This is a genomic window from Ruminococcus sp., assembly GCF_024691275.1.
Lineage (GTDB): Bacteria > Bacillota > Clostridia > Oscillospirales > Ruminococcaceae > Ruminococcus.
In genome coordinates this window covers 34,572-50,898 of the sequence record NZ_JAILNU010000113.1, presented here as the reverse complement: position 1 = coordinate 50,898, position 16,327 = coordinate 34,572, and the positions used below count along the sequence as shown (strand labels likewise).

The window sequence follows — 16,327 nt, the reverse complement described above, 5'->3', positions numbered from 1 at the left end:
TTCACAGCATGATATTTATGGTATAATTAACCCATAACGCACAGGCGTAATTAATGAAAAGAGGTAATCTAACATGAATAATATAACAAATGACATTTACTATATCGGCGTCAATGACCACGAAGTTGACCTCTTTGAAGGACAGTATGATGTGCCAAACGGTATGGCATATAATTCATACATCGTTGTTGATGACAAGACTGCAATATTCGACACTGTTGACGGAAGATTCACAGAACAGTGGCTGAATAATATCACAGAGGTTCTCGCTGACCGCACTCCCGATTATATCATCGTTCAGCATATGGAGCCGGATCACTCCGCAAATCTGAAGAATTTCCTGACAAAGTATCCCGAGACTACTGTTGTAGGTAATGCAAAGACCTTCGCAATGATAGAAGCTTTCTTCGAGGGAATTACCATAGCAAACAAGCTGGAGGTCAAGGAAGGGGACAAGCTCTCACTGGGCAGACATGAGCTTACATTTGTATTTGCTCCTATGGTACACTGGCCTGAGGTAATGTTCACCTATGACAGCACAGACAAGGTTCTTTTCTCAGCTGATGCGTTCGGCAAATTCGGTGCTCTTGACGTTGATGAGGACTGGGCTTGCGAAGCTCGCCGCTATTACTTCGGTATCGTCGGCAAGTATGGTATGCAGGTTCAGAACGTGCTCAAAAAGGCTTCTGCACTTGATATACAGACAATATGTCCTCTCCACGGACCTGTATTGAAGGAGGATCTCGGCTACTATCTGGGACTTTACAACACATGGTCGAGCTACGGCGTTGAGTCTGAGGGTGTATTCATTGCGTATACATCAGTTTACGGCAATACAAAGAAGGCTGCAGAGCTTCTCAAGGAAAAGCTCGAAGCAAAGGGCTGCCCGAAGGTGGCTATAGCTGACCTTGCAAGAGAGGACATGGCTGAATCAGTCGAGGACGCATTCCGCTACGGCAAACTGGTCATTGCCACAACAACCTACAACGCAGATATATTCCCGTTCATGAAGCACTTTATTCTCGACCTTACCGAGAGAAATTACCAGAACCGTACTATCGGAATCATCGAGAACGGAAGCTGGGTACCTGCTGTTGCAAAGACAGTGAAGGCTATGTTTGAAAAGTCTAAGAATATCACATGGACAGAGGCTACAGTATCACTCAGATCATCTTTAAAGACTTCAAATATCGCTCAGATAGAAGCTCTTGCAGATGAACTTCTGAAATAAAAAATCAAGGAGGGACTGAAAATGAAAATTACTCTCAATCCCGATAAAGAAGTTGTTGACAGAATAAAGGAAGGGCTAAAATTAAAGGACGGATACTGCCCGTGCAGACTTGCGAAAACTCCCGAAAACAAGTGTATGTGCAAGGAGTTCCGCGACCAGATAGCAGACCCGAATTTTGAGGGCTTCTGTCACTGTATGCTCTATTATAAGTCACTGGAAGACTAACGCTGTTCGGTTTCATGGAGGTTCAATATGAACGAAATAATTATCACAAAGGAAAATTTCGACGAAGAAGTACGAAACTATAAGGGTATGCCTGTTCTTATCGACTTCTGGGCAAGCTGGTGCGGACCGTGTATGATGCTTGCACCGATAGTTGAGGAGATCGCCGACGAGTATGACGGCAAAGTAAAGGTATGCAAGGTAAATGTTGACGAGCAGCCCGAGCTTGCAATGGCTTTCAAAGTTGAAAGCATACCGCTTCTGGTAGTGGTCAAGGACGGCGCTATCGTAAAGCAGGCTGTCGGACTCAGACCAAAGGAAGATGTAATAGCAATGTTAGGTATATGATACGTTAAAGCTCACTGATGAAAGTCAGTGAGCTTTTATCTTGTAGGGGCTGGCGTTCTCGACAGCCCCTACAAAATTTTTTTCATTTTCTGCACGAAAACTCTTCTCAGGATTGTATATACTTGTGAAACGACGCTTCTAAGGAAAGGAGGAATTGCCATGAATGACAGTTCAGCGCTGTACGCATTTAACAAATTCGGCGATACTGTTCTGCGAGCTGCCTTTGCCATGACGGGAAATTATACCGAGGCAGAGGACATAACACAGGAAGTATTCCTGACGCTCCATGCTTCTCCGCAGAACTTTGAATCCGACGAACATATGAAGGCATGGCTGCTGAGAGCAGCTATAAATCGCTGCAAGAACCTGAGAAAGAGTGCGCGTATCATAAGAAATTTTCCCTTTGATGATGCCCTTGCAAATACTCTGAGCTGCGAGTTTACGCCGAGAGATGACGAGATAAGAGAGATGATAGCAAATCTTCCCGAGAAGTATTCATCGGTGATATTCCTGTATTATTTTGAGGAGTACACCATCAAGGAGATAGCATCGCTTCTGGGAAAGAAAGAGAATACAGTCAGCTCGCTTTTGCAGCGAGGAAGGAACAAACTGAAAACAGAACTGGAAAAGGAGGGCTATGTATATGAGACCTAACGAATATGATGAGCTTATCGGTAAAATAAAGTGCAGTGATGAATTCCGCAGCCGTATGCAGGAAAAGCTCAGCTCTGCACCTGATGAGGCTATAGATTATAAAGACAGCGTAAGCGGCACGGAAGTTATCACGGTAAAGCACCGCTTCAGCAAATTTGCAGCTATGGCAGCAGCCGTCGTGCTGGTCTGCGGAGCTGTGGGCGGCGGAGTGTACCGCTTTACACGTATAAACAACAGGACAGAAGAAAGTACAGATATAAATACAGACGAGAAAGCTTCGGTTTACAGCAGGCTGAAAGCTAATAAGGACAGCTATAGTGCTGAAATAAGATTATGGGAAGACCTCAGCGGCGATATATATAGCAAATATAATATCGACAAGGATAAATTCTTTGAGTATCTTGACCATTTTGATATGTCAAAAGGAATAGGGGCTGATGATTTTACATCAACTTTGAGAGGCATAAAGATATTTTTCAATGGCATAGATGAAAATGCAAAAGGAGTTACCTATAGCTTTGAGCTGTTTGATAATGGTGAACTGAGACTGACCGAAAAAGTAAAAAGTGAGGAGCGTGTTTCTTATCATAGCTACGTTGACGGTCAAAGGGTATTTAACGACATTTTGTATATGCTCGTAGATGATGAAGAAACTATTGCAGAGTTTGAAAAGGTTACAAACAAGGAGCTTGAAAATGAGATAAGCAACGGATTCAAGAATAACTCGTATGACAAAGCGTACTATTATATAGCAGACGAAAACAGGCAGGAAGAATATACTCTTACAGGCAGAGAAGATTTTGCTTATGAGCTCATGGAATTTGAATGGGAAAGAGCTTCAGTAATAAGCGGCGATGTAAACAGCTATTCTATTGGTTTTGTTGCAGCAGAGGACGGCTATATGCAGTTCAGCAGCGGTATGACCTACAAGCTTAAAAACGACAGCGACCTTGAAGCTTACAATGCTGTTCTGAAAAAGCACCTTATCAAAAAGGAATTCGGAGAAGCTGTTTCTGAGGAAGATATACTGAATGCTTTTAAGGATATACCTGATGAAAAAGCACAGTTTTTTGACGAATCAGAGTTTAAAAACACATTCTACAAATATAATGAAAGTGATTTTGAAAGCTTTAAGGAAAAGCTTGCTGCTCTCGAATGGGAGACCTGTTCAAAGGTTGAGCATGGTATGACTGATTTAACAGTGAAGGATTGTCTCATCGACCGTGAGGGAGTTATCATTCCTGCAAACAAGTCAAATTTATGCTACAAGCTGAAAAATGAAAGCGACAAGGCAGAGTTTCAGAGGATATTTGACGAGTTCATGGACGGTTTTGAGAAAACAGAGAGCGAATAAGCGCCGCAAGTGTTGCTCTTTTCATAATTCTATGATATAATATAAGAAAGTCTCCGCAGTCGGTATGGCTGCGGAGAAATTTTTTCGGAGGTATAACAATGAAGCTAATATCATGGAACGTCAACGGCTTTCGTGCTTGTCTGCAAAAGGGCTTTGAGGACTTCTTCAAGGCTGCGGACGCTGATATATTCTGCTTACAGGAGACAAAAATGCAGCCCGATCAGGCGGACTTCAAGCCCGAGGGATATCACATATATTTTCACAGCGCAATAAAGAAGGGTTATTCGGGAACGGCTGTATTCAGCAAGACCGAGCCCATAAACGTGACCTACGGTATCAACGGAACTCACCTCGACGAGGGGCGCGTCATCACCTGCGAGTATGAGGACTTCTACTTCGTGTGCTGTTATGTTCCAAATGCGCAGGACGGTCTCAAGCGTATCGACTACCGCATGGAGTTCGAGGACGACATGAGGTCTTATCTCTCGGAGCTTGACAAGAAAAAGCCCGTTATCTACTGCGGCGATCTCAATGTAGCTCATAACGAGATAGACCTGAAAAATCCCAAGACCAACCGCGGCAATGCAGGCTTCTCGGACGAGGAGCGCGGCAAGTTCACGGAGCTTCTCGGTGCAGGCTTTGTGGACTCCTTCCGCAGTCTCTATCCCGATACGGTCACGTATTCATGGTGGTCGTACCGCTTCAAGGCTCGTGAGAAGAACGCAGGCTGGCGTATAGACTACTTCGTGGTATCGCAGCGCCTTATGGAGCGCGTTAAGGATTCGGAGATACTTACGGATATAATGGGCAGCGATCACTGTCCCGTTATGCTGACGATAGATTGAAATAATATTTCTCTTTATAGTCATTCTGATTTAAAATGCACTGAAATGCTTGACAAATACTGTGTATTTTGATATAATATACTCAAGGGAATATATGATTTTGTCAGTAACTTGAAAGGAATGATAACGATGAAGAGAAAAATAATGTCACTTGTTATGTCATCAATGATCTTCGCTTCGCTTGTTAACACTATCGAAGTCAGTGCAGAAGATCAGACCGATGAGCCTCCTGCCGATATTGTTTCTGAACAGGGAGTAAAAAGCGGCTGTTTTGATGATAATCAGTGATATCAGAGAATAATGTCAGGCAGCTCTGTAAATACGGAGCAGACAGTTATATGATTTTTTGAAAGCTTTTGATAAAATGGCTGGATATTGAGGATTTTCATATAAATATCGTCAAATAAATCAAATAGACCCCAAAAAGGCTGATGTATGAGCAACGCGCTATGCATCAGCCTTTTTGCAGCCTGACACCGAAATAAGCTGTGTGAGCAGAAGGCAGCCCGTGAATAACAAAACAACAATGCCATTTGTAAAAATGGACATGAAAAAAGGGACGGTTATTATCCGCCCCTACAGACTAACGGCTTACTTCACGCCGAATGTATTTTTGAAACTGATATAGTTTCTGCCGTCTTGGCTGCCGTATATTGCAAAGCAGATATGCTCAAAGAGCCTGCCGAACTCCTCATCAACGATGACCTTTCTGAAATAGCCTGAGACATTATCAGGCTTATTGCCGAAAGCTCCGCAGCCCCATGCGCCGAGGACAATATTCTTATGACCGTGTTTTGCAGCAGCTGCAAGAAGTATCCTTATACGTCCTGTCATAGCCTGTTCTATTTTCTTATTCGATGCAAATATAGCCGCACCGCGTCTGTTAACGGCAGGAACGGTGATGACCGAGGTCATGAACGGCTTATCTGTAAGAACGCAGTGATGGTCCCTGAAAACGCACACATTAGGGGAATACAGCATATGGTCGGACTCTACGGAGCTGATATGGGTATTATTGTAGCGGTACATGGTCTTTGCGTTTTCCGATGATATGGAGGCATAAAGAGTGCTGCATCTGCACAGGGCTTCCTCCTGCGCATTAGCTCCCAATCTGAAACCGCCGCCGGGGTTGTGTGCATTGGCGAAGTTCATTACGAAGGCATTTTCAAAGCGGCTCGCAGCAGCAAAAGTGTCCTCGGCAGTGACTGTGATACTGCACATTTCTCTGTCAGGGACAGCCGTATTTTTGACGAGCTCCGCTCCTTTTTCAGGCGTTATCACTTCGACTTCCGAGAAGTTTATATGCGGCAGCTCGATGCGCTTTCCGTCAATTTCATAGTATCCGTCGGCTGTTATTTTTATTGTCTCATTTGCGATGGAAATGTTATTCATGACAAAGTTCCCCCTTTTTTAATCTGATTATACACAAAATGATAGGTACTGTCAAGGCATAGGCATAAAAAACGCTTTTTTATTGCATATAATCTCATTTGATATCATATTGGTTGAAAGGCTGTCTGTGCTGTGATATAATTATTTTGACATCATGAAACTTTTTGCAGCAAAGGGGGGAGACCTTAAAATGAACATTGAATGTAAAAAAAGGTTTATGGTCTCTGCTGCGGATATAGCTGAACAAATGGGTGCAGGCTGGAATTACGGGAATACTCTCGAAGCTAATTTCGGAGGTATGCCCGATGAGACTGTCTGGGGAAATCCAAAGGCTTCACAGGAAATGGTAGATACTGTAATAGAAGCAGGATTCGGAACGATAAGGATACCTATTTCATATCTCAGCAAAATAGACGACAGCAATGGCTATAAGATCGAGGAAAAATGGCTCGGAAGAATAGCGGAGGTCGTCGACTACTGCTATAACAGGGGGCTTTTTGTAATTATCAATATGCATGGGGACGGCTACCATACAATAAACGGCGGCTGGCTTCTGTGCAACAGCAGCGATCAGAAGCGTATCAAGGAGAAGTATGCGGCAGTATGGAGACAGGTCGCTCAGCGCTTTTCGGATTACGATGAACACCTGATATTCGAGAGCATGAATGAGGTGTTTGACGGAGTTTATCATACTCCCGTGCCCGAGTATTACGAGAATATCAACGACTACGATCAGATATTCGTGGATACTGTGCGCAGGGCAGGCGGCGAAAATACACACCGCTGGCTCATGGTCGCAGGCTGGAATACCGACATAAATTATACCTGCGGCGGTTATGGTTTCCGTTTTCCTACCGACAGCGGAAATACTGTTCATGACGGCAGGCTGATACTGTCCGTACACTGCTACGATCCGTGGGAGTACTGCGGTGAGGTGGAGAAGGAGATATACCTCTGGGGCGAGAACGGTCAGGAGATAGTGGAGTTCCACAAGGAGGACCCCATATACAAGGCTGTATGGGGCGAGGAGGAGCATATAAAGGAAAAATTCGCCATGCTGAAGGAGATGTATGTGGACAGGGGCATACCTGTTATCATAGGAGAATTCGGCTGTATCGACAAGAGCTGCTCGAATTCTGCCATATCACAGCGCATAACCGAAAACCGTGTATACTATAACGGATTTGTGGCGGGAACAGCTGCAAAGTACGGCATAGTTCCTGTTTACTGGGACAACGGCTTTAACGGAGAGTTCGGCTTCGGACTGTTTGACAGGAACAATCTCACACGCACACAGCCTGAGATAATAGAGGCTATAGTCAATGGCGTGAAGAATAAAGATCCTATGGCAGGCTGTGACAAGGTCGCACAGCCATATGCAAGATAATTTCTGCTTGGTGTATATAAATAAAAAGGAGCGGACACCTTACGTGTTCCGCTCCTTTTTATTTATCCGTTTTTTACCCCAACAAGTTTTATTAATGCCAATAAAACCTAAATCACAGCAGATGAACTTTACTGTCTATATATATTATACAACATGAAACCTCATTTTGTATAGTGACATTTATAACTTCTTTAGTGACATTTGTCACTTTTTTCCGATAAAGTATTCATAGAAGCAGATCTACGTTAGATTATTCCCGAATGATCTGAAAAAAACACCAAAGCGCCTCCGATCTCATCGATCATAAGCGCTAAGATGTTGGTTTAAATAAGCATTATATTAAGGAGGTCGTTATCTTATTTCTTTTATAGAAACATTAGAGAACGAGAAGTATTCAGAGTAATCCTCATCTCCCATGAATCCAAAATCATCATCAATAAGGAAATCTATATCAGCAGTGAATTCAAGGTGATCCTTGCCTTCCTTGTCCTTGATGATGCAGTAGATCCTACAGCTGTTATCACTGTCATTTTTCAATATCCTGTAGTTATCAATGAGCTTATCATAGAATGATTTTGTTATAAGACCATCCTCGTTCTGGTCATTTCTTATATCAAGCTCGTCAGGAGAATAATCAGTGCATACGTTATTGAAGTAATGATTTACCGCAGCTAATGCCCATGCTTCAACACTTCTGCCTGTTTTGATATTATTGATCTTCCATTTGCCGTCCACTTTTTTGAATTGGAACGTTGCCTTTGTTCCGACCTTAATATCAGGACAGCCGAAGTGATTGATGCAAGGTCCTACAGTCATTCTTGTTGCTTCAAAGTAATCGTCGCCGTGAGAGATTATCTCAGGCTCGCTGCTGTAGTAATCCGCATCTCTTTCCATATAGTTGGTGCATACATAGAGAGCGTCATTATAGGTAATGAAGCTGCCTGTCTTATAGTAATTATTGATAGTTGCACCGTTTTCATAGCCGCTGAAATCGTTTATGAAGTAGCCTGATGAATAGAGATAATCACATATATTGAAAACAAGGTTATCTTCATCATATTCGCCCGAATCGTTATACAGCAGATCTTTGAATTCATCTGTACAGAGGGCGAGGATAGCATTTTTCAGATCATTGCCCGACTGTATTTCAGGGTCGATAACTCTTACGTAATGCTCCTCATGCTCCTTACCTTCATAGTTATGCATAGTAAATGTAAGAGAATCGTTCTCATCGACAGCGATATCATGATTATAGAGAACATTCTCATAGTGAGCCAGCTTGTCGGTAAGTTCAAGAGCGGCTGCCATATACTCTGAGACATCTTCCGTAGTTGATTCTGTAGGTTCAGTCGCATCTGTTGTTGCAGCGGTAGTTTCTTCGATATTTGTTGTAGGTACACGAGTGCCGCCGTGCTGCATGAGCATCATGCTTCCTGCGACACCGCCGACCATGAGAACAGCTGCGGCAGCGATACTCAAAGTCTTGTACCACATTGGGCGTTTATACTGTTCAACACCCTTAACTTCATTATCTGCGCTGAAGTCTTTATAATTAGTATTAACTTTCTCATTGTTCTTATTTATATTATATTTTCTTTCACTCATAGCAAATATCCGCTCCTTTTCTTCATCTGTCAGAACGGGAAATTCCTGAGATAATTTATCTAACAACATATCGTCTGTCCCCTCGAATAGATTATTTTTATTCAAACTAATCCCTCCCTGCCAATGCCTTCTTCGATAAGCAAAGCTTTGAGTTTTTGTTTTGCACGGCTGCTGCGTTTTTGTACAGCGGCAGCTGTCATAGAAATACTATCGGCGATCTCTTTAGCAGTTCGGTTGTAGAAATATTGTTGAATAATGATGGTGGAATCAGGTTCGCCGAGTTCTTTTATCTTACCGAATATAATGCGTGACTGTTCTTTCTTTTCGGAATTTTCAATGATGTGCTCTTCTGAACGTAATTCTTCCATGTCCTCATCGTCGAAAGAGACATTTTTATTGTTTCTGAGAGTTATCTTGCGAAAAGCATCAATAGCAGTATTACGAGAGACCGCAGCTATAAAACTCTTGAGGTTGTCAGAAAAATCTATACCCTCATCAAAACGCTTGTAGATCTTCATGAATACATCACTGACACAATCGTCGATATCTTCTCTTGTGCCACAGGATCGGAGCACATTTATAACGATAGCGTATACGTAGTTACAATAATTATCAAAGACAGCTCTGTGACATTTCTGTACAGACTGTGCCATTAATTGGCGCAGTTCAGTGTCCTTCATCAGGAACTCCTCCTTTATTTTGAATGCATTCACCTATATAATCGCACTATGATATTGATTTCAGACAATTAATTATAGCATTTTTGTGCTAAAAAAACAACACCAATGAAAAACAGAAAAAAATTATTGAAAAACGATAATTTTCTATTGACAAATGATATTTTGTGTGTTATACTATAGGCACAGTAGAAAAAATATATCTCAAAGGAGCTGTATAATATGTGGAGCAAGGACAAATCTCTGATATTATCAAGGATACTTACTTTTGCAGCAGCTTTTGTAGCTGTTTTCGCCGCATTCTTTATCCCTACCATGGCGGAATGGTACAAATACGAAATGACCTACGAGGCTGAGAGCATTTTTCAGAGGTCGTCGATGTATATACCCATGTGTGTGACTTTGTATGTGTGCGACGCGCTTGCACTGACTGCACTCTGGAATCTGAACACCCTTTTGAAAAATATCGGAAAAGACGATGTCTTCGTGGAGAAGAATACCAACTGTCTTCGCAGGATATCGTGGGTATGCATGGGCGCAGGAGCAGCAATGATGATATTCGGTATGTGGAGCATAATCTTCATGGTATTCGGAATGTGTGCAGTGATGTTCGGTCTTATCATGAGAGTGCTGAAGAATGTGTTTGAAAAAGCTGTAGAGATAAAGTCGGAAAACGACTTTACTATATAATGGAGGTGTTTTCCATGCCGATCGTAGTAAATCTGGACGTAATGATGGCAAAGCGGAAGATGTCTTCGCAGGATCTTGCCGAGAAAGTCGGCATCACTACTGCAAATCTTTCAATACTGAAAACGGGAAAGGCAAAGGCAGTGAGGTTCTCGACCCTTGAAAGGATATGCGACGAGCTTGACTGTCAGCCCGGAGATATCCTCGAATTCAGGCGAGAGTAGTCCATAGATATAAGATGTGTCGGAAATACAGGTGAACAGTTCTTCCGCACATCTCTGCAAAGGGTAAGCATACTATACAGATATTTATAATATGGATAAGGGGGGGTACAGCTATGAAAAAACAGTGGAAAAAGACGGGGTTCTGGTTTCTTATGGTGTTTCTGAGCATCTGCTTCATGAGCGTTCCATATGTGATATTTATAGCATTTTACAGTGCTGCAAATTTTTTGAGCTGCTTCTGTGCAGCAGTTGTGACAACATTTGACCGCAAGGCTCGCCATTACAGATACCATTGCGGTACATTAGTGCTCATTACGATATATATAGCAGTATATTTCATGGAGGAGCTTACAAAGGATGAACCGCGCTCATGGGACGCTGTTGCAGACGTTATGATGGTACTGTTATTTGTACCCGTGCTGCTTCTGACAGCAAAGGACAAATACAAAAAAGGCAAGAAAGAATATGAAGCAGAAATGCTTCTTAACGGAGGAGATATTTATGAATGACAACACTTTAAGCATGGACAGTGAGCAGTTCTGCTCTAAGACGAAGCCCGAATACACAAAAGCAGACAGAGTGCTCTCTGTAGTAGTCATGGCAGCGGCGTTCGGCTTTGTAAGGTACGTGCTTTTCCACGCAACGGGCTTTATCACAACAGGCTTGTTCATAGCCTTTATTACCGCGGCAATACTCTATCTCAGGAACAGGAAGTGCGAGTTTTCAGGCTTCAACAAGCTTCTCACAGTGATACTTTACGTTTTCAGCATAGTGTTCTCGATAACTGCCAATAACTTTATAAAGGTGCTTGACGCGATGTTTCTTTTCATCGCAGGAGCTTACATGATATACTCCGTAGGTGCAGGCAATAAGAATATCGACCGCTTTCTGCCATTTGCAATGATAAAATCCCTTCTGGAGTACCCCTTTGCAGGTTTCGGTGCGCAGGGCAGTATAGCTTCCGATACTATGTCGGACTCAAAGACAGGCAAGAATATCAAACTCATCATCATAGGACTTATCATAACGCTCCCGCTGACGGCTATCGTTGCAGCACTTCTCATGTCGGCTGACAAGGGCGTTGAGAATATGCTCAGCAGGCTGTTTGAAGGACTGGACAGCGGCGAGTTCTGGAATATTGTGATAGAGCTGATATTTGCGCTGCCGTTCTCAATGTATATTTTCGGAATGTTCTACACCAGCACTCACTGCGATGAGGAAAGAAGGCTCGACGAGAGAAAATGCATACAGAGGATATACAGTATGCGTTTTATAAGCAATCTCATCTGCTATACAGCAGTAACTCCAATATGTGTGCTTTACGTTATGTTCTTCATCTCACAGACAAGGTATTTCCTGTCGGCATTCATGGGTTCGCTCCCTGACGGTTTCACATATGCGGACTATGCAAGGCGCGGATTTTTTGAGCTTTTTGCGGTTGCGCTGATAAATCTTGGTGTGCTCTGCTTCATCAGTCTCCATTCTAAAAAGGCAGGCAGGGAGAAGCCCTTCACACTGAAGCTCTACAGCATAGTATTAAGCGTGTTCACACTGATACTCATTGCAACAGCTATCAGCAAGATGGTAATGTACATCAGCAGGTATGGTCTTACAGAGCTGAGAGTGTACACGAGCTGGTTCATGGTTCTTCTTGCGGCAGTATTCGTGCTGATAATCGTAAAGCAGTTCAGGTTTGATATGAAGTTCTCGAAGCATCTTGCAGTGATATTCACGGTAATGTTTGCGGCGCTGTGCTTCTCACGACCCGAAGCGCTCATAGCAAAGTACAATATCGAGATGTACGAATCGGGCTATCTCAAAGAGCTGGACACAGAGGCTTTGCTGGATATGTCAGATGACGCAAGGCTCGTTGCTCTTGAAAGCGGCGTTGTTACGGAGGAAGAGATAAGCTGGTGCAAGTACAGCGGTTATGAGGGTCACAGCTATGGCAGATACAACATATCGTCGGTGATGCTCGACAGCAAGACATAAATAAAAAAGACGCACAGCTGTGCGTCTTTTTTGTTTGAAAACATCGTTTTCAGATCTGATCCTTACTGCGGAGACCCGATTCGGTATAGGGGGGAAGTCCGAAGCTCTTAGACAAAGCATAGAGCCTCCGCATGGATGTGCATAAGATTAAGCGGAGTATCTGCGGAAAATTCCGCAGAAAGATGCCTGTTTACAGACGGAGCAGACATCACTTAATATAATAGCCTATGTATCAGAAAAAATCAAGAGGTTTGCGTGAAGTGTAGTTTTTTTAGCGTGAAATGTAGGTTTTTATTCATTGCTTGTTAATATAATGTACTGAATTTAGCGATACATGGTTTTTTGTTTTAATAAGCTATCATGATATCGGCTGTGAAAATGCCGTTTTCGTAATTGAACGAGAGTATACCGTCGAGGTTGCTGACGGCTTCACGGACGCTGCTTACGCCTATCCCGTGACCGTAGCCTGTTTTCTTGGTGGTCAGGTTTTCGGTATCGACCTCATTTGACGAGTTCATGATACATATTCTGAGCTTGTGGTTGTTCTGTATTATGGAGATATAAACGTACTTTTCGCCCTCTGTTATGCGTTCAGCGCCTTCGATAGCATTGTCAAGAAGGTTTGCGATGATACGGCACAACTGGAGTTCGTCAATATCCATCTTTTCCGACACGAGCACCTTGCATGAAAAGGGTATCTTCAATGATGTGGACTTGCTCCATTTCATATTTACAATAGCGTCTACAGAGGAGATGCCCGTATAGCATACGCCGCTTGCCTCAGAAAGCTTCAGATACAGCCTGTTGAGGTGCTTTGCGGCTTCGGGACCCGAGCCCTGCTTGAACATTCTTCTTGCCGCAGCGAGCTGATTGCTGATATCATGTTTCAGCTGACGTATCTCGGTGTATTTTTCTTCGAGGAGCTTATAGTTCTCTTCCTCTGATTTTATGCGCTGTTCCATGAGCTTCAGCTTTATGGTGTTTGCGTAGGTATCAAAGTAATCAAAGACCAGTATATTGAGTATGAACACGCCCGATACTGTCAGGAGATACACGATAGTTCTCTGCGGTGACAGCTCATGTGCCACGAATATGCCGTTGAGGACTATAAGGCTCAGCAGCGGCACGAATATGATGAGCAGCCAGTTTTTGAAGGGGATATCCTTTTGTTTCGGCTTGAGGTACTCGGCGATATATATAGCGAACCAGAAGCAGAACAGCTTCGAGCAAGCCATACCGATGTATTGTCCCATGCCTGAGGTGAGGTTAGTTTCGGGAGTTCCGAGGTTCATGAGGTTCATTGCGCCGAGAGGAAGTATCTCTGACGCGAGTATGACGACAATGAACATCAGGCAGTAGAAAATGATATTTCTCAGCTTGCTCTCGAACATGATTATGGCAGATGCGACCATTGAGGTGAACATAATTATGAGCTTTATCCACGGGCTCGAACAGCATAAAGTCATGACCTCGATGATTATGAACATGATGAACGTGGGTACAACGAGCCATGCCCGAGGGTATCGGCAGTTGGATTTAAGTATGTTGTACAGGTAGAATGTAACGAGCCATGCTTCCACGAAGCAGTTAAGGGTTTGTATTAAAAGTTCGACAGGTCTCATCAGCTCCACCTGCTTCTGCTGTAATCCATGAACAGCTGTTTGATATTTTTGATATGGTTTCGGCTTGCGAAGAGCGTGTCGCCGTTGGTGAGTATTATCTCGTTTTTGCGGATATAGTCTATATTGGCGATATTCACGAGGCTGCTCTTGTCGAGCCTTGTGAACATCAGCTCGGACAGCTGGGCTTCAAATTCGGAAAGAGTTCCTTTTGTGAAGTAGTCGCCGTTTTTGGTATGCAGTAGAATTTTGTGTGAAAAGACTTCCATATATAAAATATTATCGGTGGGGATCTTTTCCTCCTTGTCACCGTCGGAAGCCATTACGTACCTTGTGTTGCGGTAATACTCGTGAATAGCATCGGCAAGATGCTTCATATAGATCGAGTGGGGCTGATTCTTGAGAATGAATCTGAAGGCTCTGACTTCATATCCCTGACAGGCAAATTTTTCATAGCTTGTAAGGAATATAATGATGACCTTATCGTCGATATCCCGCAGGAATTCGGCAGTTTCGAGACCGTTGAGACCTTTCATCTCTATGTCGAGGATAATAATGGCGTATTTACCCTCAGAGAATTCGGAAAGCAGCTCTCTCCCTGTTCTGAATTCGTCAAATGTGAATTCATTCTCGTATGACTGGAGCGAAGTGAGATCGTCTTTGACTTTGGTTATAAATTTTTCTTCATCATCGCAGATAGCTATATGCATCTTTTCACCCCCTCTGACTGGCAGTAAAAGCGTCTGCTGCATCGTATAAGAAAATGCAGGACAGCAGATATTATCGTTGTTTGTATTGTTTTAATTATACTATACTATTCATACTTTGTCAACGCTTTGACAGTGATAATGTGCAGAAAAGTGAATGAAGTATGAACAAAAGTCTGCATTTCACGCACAAAAATTACACTTCACGCATTTTTGTTGAAATACAGGCATTTTCACGTTATAATTATTCTTGGTTGCGTCCCATATAAAAAAACAGTGGACGAGGAACGGTTTGGGATTACCGTTAATCTTGATGACAGGAGAAAAGAAATGAAGTGCAGCATAATTATACCGTACGCATTTTCGACGGAAAGCGCTGTTCGCCTGTTTCACTCACTGGAAAAACAGGATTTTCCACAGAGTGAATATGAACTTATTTTTGTTAATTACGGTGAGAAGGATGATCTGACAGCTTATATCGCAGAACATGAGCCCAAGGTAAGAGTTCGATGCTTTACTATTCCGGATGGAAAAATAGGTCAGGCAAAGAATATGGGCATCAAAAAGGCTTCGGGAGAGCTTGTTATATTTATCAACGGCGACGAGATAGCTACAAAGAGCTTTGTCTCGGGTCACTACATCACGTACAAAAAGTACGGAAGACCGATAATGCAGTTCGGTCTTACAAAACAGGTGTTTGAGGATACCGAGCAGGTAGCCTTTGAACACAGGGAACTCTTCAGGAACGGTATCCGTTACTGGCTCTCTGAGCCTGAAAAATACGGCCTTGAAAAAGGCAAGGTGTATAACTATATAAAGGATATCCGCCTGAAAATGCTTGAACCTTACCGCTATGACTTCAATAAGGTCAAGTATAAGATGATATTCACACAGACATCTAACCTCTCTATCCCTATGGAGTGCATCAGACGCTTCGGCGGACTTGACGAGAATTACTGCGGTCAGGAGATAGAGGACTGGGAGTTCGGCTATCGTATGATGAAGAACGGCGTGGATATCGTTTATAATCACGAGGTAACAGTTTTGCATCTTTTCGAGAAACAGAACTTCGACAGCAGACGCTACTGCGAGTGGCAGAATAATCTCGATTCAATGCTCAGGAAGTACAATGACAGTTTCCTCGATGAGCTTGCCGAGTTCAGGAGCTTCTTCGATCCCGTCCGCAGAGAGAGGATCAGAAAAAATGAACCCGGAAAGAATATATGGCTTGAAGTGTATAAGCACCTTGAACGTTCTGCACGAACACCAAATTTAGTGAACGCTCACTGAGAAAGTTTCTTGCTGTTCCCTTGTCCCTTCCCTGATGCAAGGGACAGCATAATTATAAAACAAAGTCTGAGATACCCACAGACTTTTATACTC

At 43.0% G+C, this 16,327-nt stretch carries 18 protein-coding genes; 13 read left to right on the top strand and 5 right to left on the bottom strand.

Annotated features, from left to right (window positions below; genetic code table 11):
- Positions 1-73 precede the first annotated feature (73 nt).
- The 7 genes from K6G33_RS14520 (at position 74) to K6G33_RS14490 (ending at position 4,942) form a co-directional block, all read left to right on the top strand.
- On the top strand, positions 74-1,231 hold the full coding sequence (locus K6G33_RS14520; protein WP_296780878.1) for an FprA family A-type flavoprotein: 1,158 nt from the start codon (positions 74-76) through the stop codon (positions 1,229-1,231).
- Between the two features lie 21 nt (positions 1,232-1,252).
- Entirely contained in the window at positions 1,253-1,456 is a 204-nt protein-coding gene (locus K6G33_RS14515; RefSeq protein ID WP_296780876.1) for a ferredoxin-thioredoxin reductase catalytic domain-containing protein, read from the top strand.
- A 27-nt stretch (positions 1,457-1,483) separates the two neighbouring features.
- Positions 1,484-1,801 carry a thioredoxin gene (gene trxA, locus K6G33_RS14510; RefSeq protein WP_296780874.1) on the top strand — a complete coding sequence of 106 codons (318 nt, stop codon included), beginning with the start codon at positions 1,484-1,486 and terminating at the stop codon, positions 1,799-1,801.
- 159 nt (positions 1,802-1,960) lie between these two features.
- Positions 1,961-2,455 (top strand): RNA polymerase sigma factor, encoded by a 495-nt coding sequence (locus K6G33_RS14505; protein ID WP_296780871.1) that lies wholly within the window; start codon positions 1,961-1,963, stop codon positions 2,453-2,455.
- Entirely contained in the window at positions 2,445-3,809 is a 1,365-nt protein-coding gene (locus K6G33_RS14500; RefSeq protein ID WP_296780870.1) for a hypothetical protein, read from the top strand. Before K6G33_RS14505 ends, K6G33_RS14500 begins: the two co-directional genes overlap by 11 nt.
- A 98-nt stretch (positions 3,810-3,907) precedes the next feature.
- Positions 3,908-4,654, top strand: a complete 747-nt coding sequence (locus K6G33_RS14495; protein ID WP_296780867.1) for an exodeoxyribonuclease III — start codon at positions 3,908-3,910, stop codon at positions 4,652-4,654.
- A gap of 129 nt (positions 4,655-4,783) precedes the next feature.
- Positions 4,784-4,942 carry a hypothetical protein gene (locus tag K6G33_RS14490; protein ID WP_296780864.1) on the top strand — a complete coding sequence of 53 codons (159 nt, stop codon included), beginning with the start codon at positions 4,784-4,786 and terminating at the stop codon, positions 4,940-4,942.
- Between the two features lie 303 nt (positions 4,943-5,245).
- Here the strand turns inward: K6G33_RS14490 and K6G33_RS14485 are convergent, their stop codons facing one another.
- Positions 5,246-6,046 (bottom strand): TIGR02452 family protein, encoded by an 801-nt coding sequence (locus tag K6G33_RS14485; RefSeq protein ID WP_296780863.1) that lies wholly within the window; start codon positions 6,044-6,046, stop codon positions 5,246-5,248.
- A 190-nt stretch (positions 6,047-6,236) separates the two neighbouring features.
- Between K6G33_RS14485 and K6G33_RS14480 the strand changes: the two genes are divergently transcribed.
- A complete protein-coding gene (locus tag K6G33_RS14480) occupies positions 6,237-7,433 on the top strand; it encodes a glycoside hydrolase family 5 protein (protein WP_296780861.1) in 1,197 nt (398 codons plus the stop codon).
- A 351-nt stretch (positions 7,434-7,784) separates the two neighbouring features.
- Here the strand turns inward: K6G33_RS14480 and K6G33_RS14475 are convergent, their stop codons facing one another.
- Both K6G33_RS14475 and K6G33_RS14470 read right to left on the bottom strand, forming a co-directional pair.
- The gene (locus K6G33_RS14475) at positions 7,785-9,143 is read right to left on the bottom strand and encodes a hypothetical protein (protein ID WP_296780859.1); all 1,359 of its coding nucleotides are present in this window, start codon (positions 9,141-9,143) and stop codon (positions 7,785-7,787) included.
- The gene (locus K6G33_RS14470) at positions 9,140-9,718 is read right to left on the bottom strand and encodes a sigma-70 family RNA polymerase sigma factor (RefSeq protein ID WP_296780857.1); all 579 of its coding nucleotides are present in this window, start codon (positions 9,716-9,718) and stop codon (positions 9,140-9,142) included. The genes K6G33_RS14475 and K6G33_RS14470 overlap by 4 nt, the downstream gene beginning before the upstream one ends.
- 219 nt (positions 9,719-9,937) lie before the next feature.
- Here K6G33_RS14470 and K6G33_RS14465 point away from each other — a divergent pair, with 219 nt between their 5' ends.
- The 4 genes from K6G33_RS14465 to K6G33_RS14450 all read left to right on the top strand — a co-directional run bounded on the left by K6G33_RS14465 (position 9,938) and on the right by K6G33_RS14450 (position 12,618).
- Positions 9,938-10,405: a DUF2975 domain-containing protein gene (locus K6G33_RS14465; protein WP_296780854.1), complete on the top strand. Its 468-nt coding sequence runs from the start codon at positions 9,938-9,940 to the stop codon at positions 10,403-10,405.
- A 14-nt stretch (positions 10,406-10,419) separates the two neighbouring features.
- Complete coding sequence (locus K6G33_RS14460) at positions 10,420-10,626, top strand: helix-turn-helix transcriptional regulator (protein ID WP_296780852.1); 207 nt, start codon at positions 10,420-10,422, stop codon at positions 10,624-10,626.
- Positions 10,627-10,739: 113 nt separating this feature from the next.
- Positions 10,740-11,135 (top strand): hypothetical protein, encoded by a 396-nt coding sequence (locus K6G33_RS14455; protein ID WP_296780849.1) that lies wholly within the window; start codon positions 10,740-10,742, stop codon positions 11,133-11,135.
- Positions 11,128-12,618 (top strand): DUF4153 domain-containing protein, encoded by a 1,491-nt coding sequence (locus tag K6G33_RS14450; protein WP_296780847.1) that lies wholly within the window; start codon positions 11,128-11,130, stop codon positions 12,616-12,618. The genes K6G33_RS14455 and K6G33_RS14450 overlap by 8 nt, the downstream gene beginning before the upstream one ends.
- A 347-nt stretch (positions 12,619-12,965) precedes the next feature.
- On the opposite strand, the gene K6G33_RS14445 is transcribed toward K6G33_RS14450, so the two are convergent.
- Positions 12,966-14,240: a sensor histidine kinase gene (locus K6G33_RS14445; RefSeq protein WP_296780845.1), complete on the bottom strand. Its 1,275-nt coding sequence runs from the start codon at positions 14,238-14,240 to the stop codon at positions 12,966-12,968.
- On the bottom strand, positions 14,240-14,947 hold the full coding sequence (locus K6G33_RS14440; RefSeq protein ID WP_296780843.1) for a LytTR family DNA-binding domain-containing protein: 708 nt from the start codon (positions 14,945-14,947) through the stop codon (positions 14,240-14,242). The genes K6G33_RS14445 and K6G33_RS14440 overlap by 1 nt, the downstream gene beginning before the upstream one ends.
- A gap of 327 nt (positions 14,948-15,274) precedes the next feature.
- Here K6G33_RS14440 and K6G33_RS14435 point away from each other — a divergent pair, with 327 nt between their 5' ends.
- Positions 15,275-16,234 (top strand): glycosyltransferase, encoded by a 960-nt coding sequence (locus K6G33_RS14435; protein ID WP_296780841.1) that lies wholly within the window; start codon positions 15,275-15,277, stop codon positions 16,232-16,234.
- The last annotated feature ends 93 nt before the right edge of the window (positions 16,235-16,327 follow it).

Coding starts and splice junctions, on each gene's coding strand:
- K6G33_RS14520 (WP_296780878.1), top strand. CDS start 74: ATGAATAATATAACAAATGACATTTACTATATCGGCGTCAATGACCAC.
- K6G33_RS14515 (WP_296780876.1), top strand. CDS start 1,253: ATGAAAATTACTCTCAATCCCGATAAAGAAGTTGTTGACAGAATAAAG.
- trxA (WP_296780874.1), top strand. CDS start 1,484: ATGAACGAAATAATTATCACAAAGGAAAATTTCGACGAAGAAGTACGA.
- K6G33_RS14505 (WP_296780871.1), top strand. CDS start 1,961: ATGAATGACAGTTCAGCGCTGTACGCATTTAACAAATTCGGCGATACT.
- K6G33_RS14500 (WP_296780870.1), top strand. CDS start 2,445: ATGAGACCTAACGAATATGATGAGCTTATCGGTAAAATAAAGTGCAGT.
- K6G33_RS14495 (WP_296780867.1), top strand. CDS start 3,908: ATGAAGCTAATATCATGGAACGTCAACGGCTTTCGTGCTTGTCTGCAA.
- K6G33_RS14490 (WP_296780864.1), top strand. CDS start 4,784: ATGAAGAGAAAAATAATGTCACTTGTTATGTCATCAATGATCTTCGCT.
- K6G33_RS14485 (WP_296780863.1), bottom strand. CDS start 6,046: ATGAATAACATTTCCATCGCAAATGAGACAATAAAAATAACAGCCGAC.
- K6G33_RS14480 (WP_296780861.1), top strand. CDS start 6,237: ATGAACATTGAATGTAAAAAAAGGTTTATGGTCTCTGCTGCGGATATA.
- K6G33_RS14470 (WP_296780857.1), bottom strand. CDS start 9,718: ATGAAGGACACTGAACTGCGCCAATTAATGGCACAGTCTGTACAGAAA.
- K6G33_RS14465 (WP_296780854.1), top strand. CDS start 9,938: ATGTGGAGCAAGGACAAATCTCTGATATTATCAAGGATACTTACTTTT.
- K6G33_RS14460 (WP_296780852.1), top strand. CDS start 10,420: ATGCCGATCGTAGTAAATCTGGACGTAATGATGGCAAAGCGGAAGATG.
- K6G33_RS14455 (WP_296780849.1), top strand. CDS start 10,740: ATGAAAAAACAGTGGAAAAAGACGGGGTTCTGGTTTCTTATGGTGTTT.
- K6G33_RS14450 (WP_296780847.1), top strand. CDS start 11,128: ATGAATGACAACACTTTAAGCATGGACAGTGAGCAGTTCTGCTCTAAG.
- K6G33_RS14445 (WP_296780845.1), bottom strand. CDS start 14,240: ATGAGACCTGTCGAACTTTTAATACAAACCCTTAACTGCTTCGTGGAA.
- K6G33_RS14440 (WP_296780843.1), bottom strand. CDS start 14,947: ATGCATATAGCTATCTGCGATGATGAAGAAAAATTTATAACCAAAGTC.
- K6G33_RS14435 (WP_296780841.1), top strand. CDS start 15,275: ATGAAGTGCAGCATAATTATACCGTACGCATTTTCGACGGAAAGCGCT.